The sequence below is a fragment of the Streptodolium elevatio genome (genome assembly GCF_040649515.1).
Lineage (GTDB): Bacteria > Actinomycetota > Actinomycetes > Streptomycetales > Streptomycetaceae > Yinghuangia > Yinghuangia elevatio.
Genome location: NZ_JBEZFP010000221.1, coordinates 1 through 9,322 on the forward strand (window position 1 = coordinate 1; position 9,322 = coordinate 9,322).

Consider the following 9,322-nt stretch of genomic DNA (forward strand, 5'->3'; position numbering starts at 1 on the left):
GCCGTGGTGCGTGCGCTCGCAAGGCGCGGGCCGCAGCTCGGCCTGGGTTTGGCCGGGCAGGGTCCGCAACGCGGCGAGCGTGCGTGCCACGGCCCGCGGGCCCGGCGAGAATTTGAAGACACGACCTTAGGGCCTGAGGCAGGGCCGCTACCAGCTCCACCTGCTGCTGACCGGCGGCAAGGTGGCCGGCACCGTCGCCACCGACCCGGCCCAGCTCCCCGAGCGGCGCCAAGGCCCGGTACGCCTCGCAGTCGCGAACGTCGCCCACTCGACACGGCGGCAGTTGGACGCCACCGGCTGACGCTTTGTTCCAGCGCCCTGGAACAAAGCGCTGTGCCGGGTGCTACCGGCAGCGCGCCGTCCCGACCGCCCCGGGCGAGGCCCGCGTCGCGCCGCCAGGTCGACGTGTGCCTGACGTTCAAGTGACGTTTGGGTGACGTCGGGGACGTTACCCAAACCGGCTGCGGCCTGCGGTTTCCGGCACGAATCCGGAGACCACCTACCGAACGACCATCCCTGTTGAGGGGGCTGCGGTCAGCCGAGCCAGGACACGTCCAGGACGTTGATCCGTTGCCGGATCCGGTTCACACGACCGACGGAGGCCACGCGCATGTCCTGGCCTTCGGGGTCGGTGGGATCCACTGCGGCCATCCCCACGGGGCGCGGGAGGCGATGTCGAGGACGTCGCGGGTCATCTCCTGGGCTTGGGGCGGGAGTTCTCGGGGAGTTTCGTTCGAGTTTCAATGAGTGGCATGTTTATGCCATGCCGTTGTTTGTCCTGCCGGTATGCCCGAGGGTGTTACTTCAAGTCCAGTTAACGAACTGCGGAGTGCACACATGCGGAACAAGTTGAATGCCATGGTGGTTGCGGTGGTTCTCGCTACGGGGACGGCTGCAACTGTGACTACGGCTGACGGCGCCGCGCTGCGGCCTCCTGGTGGCGGCGAATCCTGCGCCACTGGCGCGTCCGGGAAAATGACGGGGTGGGCCCGGTGTACCAATAATAATGGTCACACCATCGAGTTTCAGGCTGTCGTGATCTGCGGGCGTGGCTACGACGTGGCTGGGCCATGGCTGACGATCGGGCCTGGTGAGACCGAGACTTCGTCTGCGACCTGCTACGCCGGCAGTTCGGGAGTGGGCGGAGTCGGCGCCGAGATCGAAGACCTCTGACCGTAGTCAATCAGACCAAGGGGCAACTCATGATCTCCAGGTTTGCGTGTCGAATTGCATCGGCTCTTGTCGCTGGTGGTATCGCCTTGTCCGCAACACCGGCACACGGGGCTGTAATGCGTCCTCCCGGTCGTGGCGAGGAGTGCAGCGAATCGGTCCTCGACGGCGGAGTGGGAGGGCGGGTGATCTGCAAGAACAACAACGGCCATTCCATCGAGTTCCGGGCGGTCGTTGTGTGCGGATGGGCCCCGGATGGCAAGGGTCCATGGGTCACTCTTGCGCCGGGGAAGCGAGGAAACTCGGCCTCATCGTGTGCGGGCGGAACCGGTGTTGGCGCCGTGATCACTGACGTCCGCGACCTGTAAGCGCTGTATCACGTGTCTGGGGCCAGCGGATTCCGCCGGCCCCGGACACGTGTCAATCTCTCGGTTGCTTCGTTGCCCGGCCGGTCGTCAAAATGAGGCGTCGAAGAAGTCGATGTCCAGGAGTTCGACTTCCAGGCCTTGGGCGCGGTTTCCGCTGTCCTTGTAATAGACCTCTTGAAGTCCCTCTGCGACGATGCCACGTAGTTCACGGTCGCTCGCGCCCGCGTCCTGTGCTTCGAGCAGTCGCGCGGCGTAGTCGGGCGGCAGGTGCTGGGTCAGTCGGCGCATCCTCGGGTCGTCGGTGGATCCGGCCGCCGAAAAGTAGCCGAACCGGCCGCGCAACTCCACCGTGATCCCGCCGGCGGCGGCCTGGCGGCGCGCGCGCTTGCGGACCCGCGACTGCCAGGACTTTCGTACTTCGTGTTCCAGTGCCTCCCGGCGCGGCTTGCGGGGGCTTTTGCGGGTCCCGGCGAGGTAGCTGCTCCACCGTGCGCTGCGAGACGCCCAGACGGGCCGCCACAGCGCGTGTGGAGCCGCGCTCCGGCTTCATGAGCAGCCGGAACCGCGCTGCGGCAGTCCTGGGCGGGTCCTTGGTGACCTGCTCGTATCCGGCGCGGTCCAGGGCGTCGTCGATCTCCCCCACGGCCTACTCCCCCTCGTCCAGGACGGCGTCGCCGCCCTTGATGTGCCGGGCCGGGTTCAGGCCCTGCTCCATCTGGTCGATGACGGCCAGCAGTTCCTGGACGCTCTCCACCTTGGCCAGACCCGGCGTCGCCCCCAGCCGAAACGAGCCCGGCAGCACGTGGCCGGCACCCAGCTTGTGGTCGACGTCGGTCAGCGGCAGGAAGCCGAGCGGGTCGGTGGTGGGGCTGGCGTAGACGACGCAGTCGGACAGCCCTGCGACGGGGTAACGGCCGGTCGCCTGGGCGGTGTTGACCATCTTGCGGTGCATTTTCACGCGCGCCTTGGAGATGATCGCGGCGCGGATGTCCGGGCGCCAGGTCGGGCGTTCCAGCGCTCCCCAGCGCTCCCCCTCGCGGTAGTGGCGGCCCTGGGGGCGCTCCCTGAGCTTGCCGACGCCGCCCTTTACGGTGGCCTTGATCGCGGAGAAGCACGCACGCCAGACCGGGGTCGACGCTCTTGTGGTTTTCCATCGCGGCCAGGTACGCGCGTTCGTCTGGGTCCTGCTTGTCGCCTTCCTTGCGGACCGGCACGCCCAGGTCCGCCATCGTCGCCAGGCACGCGGCGCGCAGGCGCTCGTACCAGGGTCCAGGCAGGCACCCTTCTCGTGCCGCAAGAACGCCTCCAACGTCCTTACCTTCGCGCCGAGTTCGACGGCGTAGGCGACGGTGGGGGTGGCGTACCAGGCCGGGCCGTCGGGGCGCTTGCCGATCGGGGTGAAGGGCGACGGCAGGCGCGGGACCAGCTCGATCCGGGACAGGTCGACCAGCCACGAGCCGGGGAGCGTCTTGTCGAAGGCCGGCGCATGCACGTGGGTGGGCGCGCCCAGACCGACGTTCATCCGCGCGGCCGCGGCGAGGAACGCGGTGTTGATGTCCAGGCCGACCGCCCACGGGAGCAGGCACTCGTCGTCCTCAAGGAGCCCGGGGGCACGCACCGACTGGTACGCCTCCTCGTCCAAGTAGCCCCCTCCCAGCCCTTCGCGACCGGGTGTTCCGTCGGGGCCTCCGGCGGGGCCGGGTCGACTGCGGCGGTGAGCGCCCCCTTGTTGGTCGCGGACACCCACTCCCCCGCGTCGTTCTTCGCCGCGCGGGTCGGGGGCCGCAACGCGGTCATCAACTCCAGCCCGCACACCGCGGTCGACCCGCGCGGGGTCAGCACCCGCTCGGCGTAGACGCCGAGCACGCGAGCGAGGTCTGGGGCGGGTAGGTCGCCGGCGTCGCTCCAGGCTCGGGAGTCGAGCGCGTCCCAGGACGGGATCGCCAGCTGCACGCACAGACGTTGGTTGCCCTGCGCGGGGCGGTAGATCCGTGCCCACGGTCCGAAGCCGCGCTTGGTCAGCTGCCACTTGGCCTTGCCGATCTGCTTGACCACGGGGTGGTCGTCGGGAAGGCGCAGGCCTCGGCGGGCCTCGGCGCCCTCCAGCCGGGCCGGGAGCCCGGGCCGGACCGCGGCGGCCTCGGTGAGGACGATTAGCGGGTCCGAGTCGCGGCCGTGGTGGTGCAGGCGTTCCGCGCCGATCACGGCCTCGGACAGCGTCCACTCGACCAGCTCCGGCACGGTCGTGGCCGGGCAGTTGAGCATGATGCCGCCGATGCCGTACGCGGTCCCGTCACCGTCCAGGACCAGCAGCGGGCCGTGCGCGTACTTGCCGCCCGCAGCCGTCGCGGTGGCCGCAGCGGGTGCGGCGGTCTAGCGGGCCGAGCGGCGCGACGTCGACGGCGGCCTGGTCGTCGCCGCCGTGGCGGCGGTTGCGGTGTCCTCGGCGGGTGCCGGTGCCGCGGGGGGCGGCGGGGCTGCCGCGAACGTCGGGGATGTGGACCGACGAATTGGACGCGATGGCCGAGTACGGCTGCCTGTTCAACCTCACGAACCATCCGTTCCTGACCGGACGCCCCTCCCGCGCGGTGGCCCTGCGCCAGCTGATCGAACAGGGGCTCGCCCGCGGAGATGTCCGCTTCCTGCGCTGCCGCGACGTTGCACGTCACAGCAAGGACGATCCTGATCTGCCGACGCGCCACCCGTTGGACACCTCGAACCGCCTCAATGCCTTCCCCGAACGCTCCCCTGACACTCCGGCAGGCGACTGATCCACCGTTCGCCGCGGCACCCTCAGGACCGAGTGCGCGCCGTCGCCACATCCGAGGGGCCTGTCCCGTCGGTCAATTCGCGCACCCACGCGACGCGGCGCAGAACAGGGAGCGGGTGCCATGGGCGGCGCCGGATGGCCCGAGTTCTACCGACTCGCCCACACCAAGGCCCAGGCGCAAGCCGCGAGCTGACGCCTGAGAAAGCCCGCACCCGACACCATCGGCTACCAGACGCAGCCTAAGCCGACACCAGCAAACCCTCTCCGTCACCCGACTCGGCGACGGTGTGTCCCATGTGGACAAGCAGACCGGCCACGGCGGCCCGCTCGATCGCCTGCACGCCGCTGGTCAACGGCATGGGCGAGTTCTGTCCCGTCTGTGCGCCGAACGCCCCGGAGGACGACGAGGACGAAGAACGGACGGAATTCGACTTCGGGTTCGACGGGGTCCGCGTCCGGCCTGCTTCCTGACCGTCGACGTTCGGGCGGGCGAGCGTTCGGCCGGGCGGTGGTAAGGGGACGCAGCCACGGTTGCGTCCCCTTCGCCATGCTTGGGGTGTGGGTCGTCGTAAGTGCGCGTACTGCCGCGACTGGTTGCCTAAGGGAGCAGTGCCTCGGCAGCGCTACTGCGCGCCGCGGTGCGTGGCCGCCGCCTACCGGGCGCGGAAACGGGCAGCGCGCCGGCGGCGGTTGAAGGAGACCGTCATCGTGGCCATGGCGGAGGAGACGGTGCGCATGTTCCGCCGCCAGGAGCCGGTCGACCGGCCGGACGCGGCGCAGGGGTGTGAGGGGTGCGGGCGGTTGGTGTGGCCCGGCATGGAGCGGCGCAGCGATGCGCGGCACTGCTCTGCGGCGTGCCGCGCGAAGACGTACCGGCGGCGCCGGAAGGCTGCCGCCGATCATGACGACGAGGCGTGACGATTTCGCGGATTCGTCACGCTTGGCCGTCATGGTCGCGGTGGGCGGTCGGGACGGGTCGGTCGAGGTTTTCGTGCCACGGGGCGTGGTGGACGGTGCGGTCGTTCGCGACGGTCACGGTCAGGCCGAAGTCGTAGACCGCGGGCTTGGCGAGGCCGACCCACCAGGCGTGCGCGGCTTCGACCTCGTCCCACAGGCTCCGCGGCCCGGTCTGCCACACCACGGGGTCGCCGGTGTCGGGGAACGGGGACGCTGTAGAGCCACACGGTGGGGCCGCCGCCGTCGCGCGCAACAGTCTTGGCGCAGTCGGGGACGGCCAGGCCGACGACGAACTCGGCGGCGTACGCTCCGCCGGTCGCCTCCGCCAGCGTCATGCCGGTGCTGCAGGCGCGGGCGTGGTCGGTCCAGTCGGGCGGCGCGTAGGCGGCGTGGTCGGGCCAGGCAAGGCGCTGGTCCCGGATTTCGTGGGACGACGGCACCCACACCGGCACCGACCGCGTGGCGTCGTCGCGGGGGGCGGGCATTCCTCCTGACCAGGCGTGACGCTACGGTGGCCGCCGTGGACATGCGGACCGTCATCGAGGGCTTGGCCGAGGAAGCTGAACTGCTGATCCGCGACCAGGGGTGGAGCCTGGCCCCGGCCGACCGCGCTCTGGCCGAGAAGACCATTGCTGACCTGCGTGCCGCCGTCGGACCCGGCCCTACCCAGGAGGCCCTGCCGCTGATCGACCGGCTGGAACGCCTGCGGGAAACCCTCGCCGCCTTGGCGATCGCCCTGGCGAAGTCCCACGGACGCCTGGCCTGGTTCCTCGGGGCCGCCGTCACCGCGCTCGCGCCAGTCCTGCACTGGCGTGCCCTGCCCGACGCACACGGCCCCACCTTCGGAGCTGTGAAGCCCACCGTGCAACAGTGCGCCGAAGCCGAAGACGCGGTCCGCCTCCTCCAGGCCACACTCACTCGCATCATCGCCGCCTGACAGACGAGACCGGACGGCCGGTCGCGGTGATCAACCGCGACCCATGGCCCGCACGGTGCCCGCCCTGATCGACGCACTGCACCACCAGGCCGCGAACGGATGTGCGGCAAGGTCGCCTTCGGTCGGGCGTGTTGCCGGCACGCGGGGGTCGTTCGGACAACGCGCCGCCCGGCCCCTCGCCGCACGCACCGCGACCGACGGCCAATGCGCGGACCAGGACAGCAACGGGGCCGACGACGCGGCCGCGGGCGCCATCGCTCCCCCGGAGGCGGCCTCTGGGCCGCGCGCCGTCGCGCGAGCCGACGGGCCGCCGCCTGAGGATGGCGGGCCGTGGGCGTGGGTCGACCTCCCGAACGGCGCGGGAAACGGCCGGTCCTGCGGTGGGTGCGCAGCCGCTCCGGCGCGTGGGCCCTGCAAGCCGAGCTGCCCGGATGGAAGGCGGTGACCGACTGAACCGAGGCGGCTGGGAACCGCGCCGGTCGACGAAGTCCACGTCGTGCCCGGCACCCAGGTCCGGCCGATCCCCGGCCAGGACTACAGCGCCGTACCCCGGGATGCGAGCAACGGGTCGCCCGGGTGTGGACCGCCGCCGGGCGCCGCCGCCTCGGACTCGGCGGCTCCCACAACGACTGTTGACGTTCCGCCCCTTCGCCGACAGGCGTTGGGCCGTCGACCAGCCGGCCTATCCGGGGCAGCCAGGTCACGCCGGAGCAGCGGTGACCCCGGTGGCGTAGGCGGCCAGGCAGTCCGCGCAGTGCGGGGTGCGGGCGTCGGCGTCGGTGATCCCGTCGACGGTGTGCGGGTCGACGGGATCGATGGTGATGCCGCACAGCGCGTCGGGGGTGCCCGGGGGTGGGATGTGCCAGGCGCGGGGGCGGTGGCCGCCGCCGGCGTCGAGACGTACCTCGTGCATCGGGGCCTCCTCTGGTCGGCGCGCAGAGCGCAAGCACGGCCTGCACGGTCGGGGTGCTTCACCGGCAACGTATGCCGGTTGGGGTCTCTCGGCACCCGAGCAGTTGCGGTCGGCGGGGCGCGGGTGTCCTGGCGGCGGGTGGCGATTGCGTTGTCGTTCCGGCCGTTCGGGACCACGCTGGAGCGCATGCACGCCGACGGCAGTACACGCACCGGTCAGGCGGTCCCCTCGGCGCTGGACGGGGACGAGTTGCCGGCGGTGGCGGCGCGGCTGGAAGCCGAGGCGGCGGCCGCCGTCGCCTCCCTGCGCCGCCAAGCAGCACTGCTGCACGTGCGCGTGCCCACGACCAGGACGACGCGACGGCCTCCCGAGGCGGGCTAGGCGTCGGCCCTGGGCGGCAGGTTCCGACCGGACAGGGGCAGGGCGGTCCCGTCCGTGATCACCAACTGCGGCGGGCCCGGGACGCCACCGGGAAAGCCGCGGTCTCCCGCGGACCACTCTGCGGCCAGCGCGTTGAAGATCGGCGTCTCCGGGTCGCTGACGGCAAGACGACGCCGACGGGCGCGCTCCGTGCGCCGGTCACGCGGCGGGGGCAAGGTCATACCGGAGTCAACGACGCCATCCGCCGCAGGACGCGCCTCTCGTCCACGTACGCCCATTCGTGGCGTCACCCCAGTGAGGGGCCGCTCGTTGAACGGTGACATGGACCAGGTCGGCAACGGCGGCGCGAATGAGGTGGTGCTGGTGTTCGGCCCGGTCGCCGCAGTGGAGCAGGTGGTGGGTCGCCTGACCGCGTGCGGCGTCCTGGCCGTTCCGGCACCGGTGCTGCCGGACGCCGGAAACCCGGTCCGCGGGTCGTGCGTACTTCGCATGACCACACCCGGCGGCGGGCGGACCCCTGATCGCGGTCCCGGAAACGGGTGGCGCAAGACAACAGCCGGACTCCTCCAATCCCTGGCCACGGTCCTACGACGCCCGGACCGCGACACCGCCCGCCGCCCAGAAGGCAGCCAGCACGGCCGGCCCGGACGCCACCGCGCCCGGACCGGCAGTTGACTCCCGACCCCGAGAACGTGCGGGGCTCCACCCCCGAGCGGAGCCCCGCATCCGTCTGGGTCAAGCGGCGTGGACGGCGACGCGCACCCCTGTTCTCTCCGGCCGCCGCCCCAGAGCCAGGCCTCAGGAGCGCAGCGTGAACCACGGTGCGACCGCCGCAAAGACGGCGGCCCTGTCCTCGGCGCGGCCCGGCCAGGTGAACGCGGGACCGTACGGAATGTGCGAGGACGGCGCCGGCGAACCCGCACCGGCCCCGAGGCCGCGCCGCGGTCGGACCGGCAAGGCTCCCCCCTGGACCGGCAGACGAGTTCGGGTGCGCGTCCAGGTGTGCACGGGTGAGCAGCCGGGAACCCGACGGTCGTCCACTCCCTCGACCGGAACGAGCACAGACGATGGCCAGCCCGACCAAGTTCGACCGCCACCCCACGCCCCCAGCGCCACCGTCCGAACCGCCAACGCCGGACCGGCCCTCCCCAGACCCGGGCCCCGAGGACCGGCCGGCCACGGTCAACGAAGCCGCCCCCTCACCTTCCCGCCAATGACCGGCCCCCGCGCCCCGCACCCCCCGCCGCTCCCGGGGCACTTGGTCGTCGACCCGAACACCCCGGTCTTCAACGCCCTTATGGCTGAATGGACCGCCACCGGCCGCGCGCTTCCCCGTTCTGCACCTCGCCACCGGCGCCTGGTCGTCCCCGGAACCCCCTCCTCGGCTCCAGGGAGCGGCACCAGGGCCCTCTGAGCCAGACAGGCGCGCGAGACGCACCGGGCACGCCCCGAAGACCGGCAACCCTGCCCTTGAGGAAGGACATTCACCCGATCGGGTTAAGCCTCCCCGTGGCAGTCCCGGCGACGGCGAAGCTCCGGCCCCTCGCCGTGGCCCCGAACTCCGCATCCCTCACGAGCACTTCGCACCACAGAAGGCCCCAAAGCCGATCCTGTCCGCAGCAACAGGCTTGATCTTGGCCGGATTTACTGTTCTGGCCTGTTCCATTCCGTGTCCGACAGGTCTACGGTGATTCGCCCCGGAGGGACCACACGGCGCACCGGGCGCCGGTGAGGTCTACGTCCGCGTGCCCCCACCCGGCGCGCGACCTCCGGCACTGACGGCCCCGCGGCGCGGACACCCCCCACCGCGCCCGGGACCGCCCGCC

General features: G+C 71.6%; 10 protein-coding genes. 6 read left to right on the forward strand and 4 right to left on the reverse strand.

Translation table 11 applies throughout. The features are described from left to right. Positions 1 to 1,625: 1,625 nt before the first annotated feature. On the reverse strand, positions 1,626 to 2,060 hold the full coding sequence (gene tpg / locus AB0C36_RS43325) for a telomere-protecting terminal protein Tpg (RefSeq protein WP_435839226.1): 435 nt from the start codon (positions 2,058 to 2,060) through the stop codon (positions 1,626 to 1,628). Positions 2,061 to 3,056: 996 nt separating this feature from the next. Continuing rightward, a complete protein-coding gene (locus AB0C36_RS43390; protein ID WP_494410270.1) occupies positions 3,057 to 3,803 on the reverse strand; it encodes a DUF8841 domain-containing protein in 747 nt (248 codons plus the stop codon). A gap of 230 nt (positions 3,804 to 4,033) precedes the next feature. Between AB0C36_RS43390 and AB0C36_RS41570 the strand changes: the two genes are divergently transcribed. The 3 genes from AB0C36_RS41570 to AB0C36_RS41580 all read left to right on the forward strand — a co-directional run bounded on the left by AB0C36_RS41570 (position 4,034) and on the right by AB0C36_RS41580 (position 5,226). Then, entirely contained in the window at positions 4,034 to 4,309 is a 276-nt protein-coding gene (locus AB0C36_RS41570; RefSeq protein WP_358364618.1) for a polysaccharide deacetylase family protein, read from the forward strand. Positions 4,310 to 4,602: 293 nt separating this feature from the next. Continuing rightward, on the forward strand, positions 4,603 to 4,779 hold the full coding sequence (locus tag AB0C36_RS41575; RefSeq protein ID WP_358364621.1) for a hypothetical protein: 177 nt from the start codon (positions 4,603 to 4,605) through the stop codon (positions 4,777 to 4,779). A 237-nt stretch (positions 4,780 to 5,016) separates the two neighbouring features. Continuing rightward, positions 5,017 to 5,226, forward strand: coding sequence for a hypothetical protein (locus tag AB0C36_RS41580; RefSeq protein WP_358364623.1), 210 nt, complete (start codon positions 5,017 to 5,019; stop codon positions 5,224 to 5,226). 16 nt (positions 5,227 to 5,242) lie between these two features. On the opposite strand, the gene AB0C36_RS41585 is transcribed toward AB0C36_RS41580, so the two are convergent. Then, positions 5,243 to 5,449 carry a hypothetical protein gene (locus tag AB0C36_RS41585; RefSeq protein WP_358364626.1) on the reverse strand — a complete coding sequence of 69 codons (207 nt, stop codon included), beginning with the start codon at positions 5,447 to 5,449 and terminating at the stop codon, positions 5,243 to 5,245. A 342-nt stretch (positions 5,450 to 5,791) separates the two neighbouring features. On the opposite strand from AB0C36_RS41585, the gene AB0C36_RS41590 reads away from it, so the two are divergent. Continuing rightward, positions 5,792 to 6,202: a hypothetical protein gene (locus AB0C36_RS41590; RefSeq protein WP_358364637.1), complete on the forward strand. Its 411-nt coding sequence runs from the start codon at positions 5,792 to 5,794 to the stop codon at positions 6,200 to 6,202. 700 nt (positions 6,203 to 6,902) lie between these two features. Here AB0C36_RS41590 and AB0C36_RS41595 read toward each other — a convergent pair. Next, complete coding sequence (locus AB0C36_RS41595; RefSeq protein WP_358364629.1) at positions 6,903 to 7,115, reverse strand: hypothetical protein; 213 nt, start codon at positions 7,113 to 7,115, stop codon at positions 6,903 to 6,905. A gap of 138 nt (positions 7,116 to 7,253) precedes the next feature. Here AB0C36_RS41595 and AB0C36_RS41600 point away from each other — a divergent pair, with 138 nt between their 5' ends. Next, positions 7,254 to 7,496 carry a hypothetical protein gene (locus AB0C36_RS41600; RefSeq protein WP_358364632.1) on the forward strand — a complete coding sequence of 81 codons (243 nt, stop codon included), beginning with the start codon at positions 7,254 to 7,256 and terminating at the stop codon, positions 7,494 to 7,496. Between the two features lie 309 nt (positions 7,497 to 7,805). After that, positions 7,806 to 8,171 (forward strand): hypothetical protein, encoded by a 366-nt coding sequence (locus AB0C36_RS41605; protein ID WP_358364634.1) that lies wholly within the window; start codon positions 7,806 to 7,808, stop codon positions 8,169 to 8,171. Positions 8,172 to 9,322 lie beyond the last annotated feature (1,151 nt).

Coding starts and splice junctions, on each gene's coding strand:
- AB0C36_RS41575 (WP_358364621.1), top strand. CDS start 4,603: ATGTGGACAAGCAGACCGGCCACGGCGGCCCGCTCGATCGCCTGCACG.
- AB0C36_RS43390 (WP_494410270.1), bottom strand. CDS start 3,803: ATGCTCAACTGCCCGGCCACGACCGTGCCGGAGCTGGTCGAGTGGACG.
- AB0C36_RS41570 (WP_358364618.1), top strand. CDS start 4,034: ATGTGGACCGACGAATTGGACGCGATGGCCGAGTACGGCTGCCTGTTC.
- AB0C36_RS41595 (WP_358364629.1), bottom strand. CDS start 7,115: ATGCACGAGGTACGTCTCGACGCCGGCGGCGGCCACCGCCCCCGCGCC.
- AB0C36_RS41590 (WP_358364637.1), top strand. CDS start 5,792: ATGCGGACCGTCATCGAGGGCTTGGCCGAGGAAGCTGAACTGCTGATC.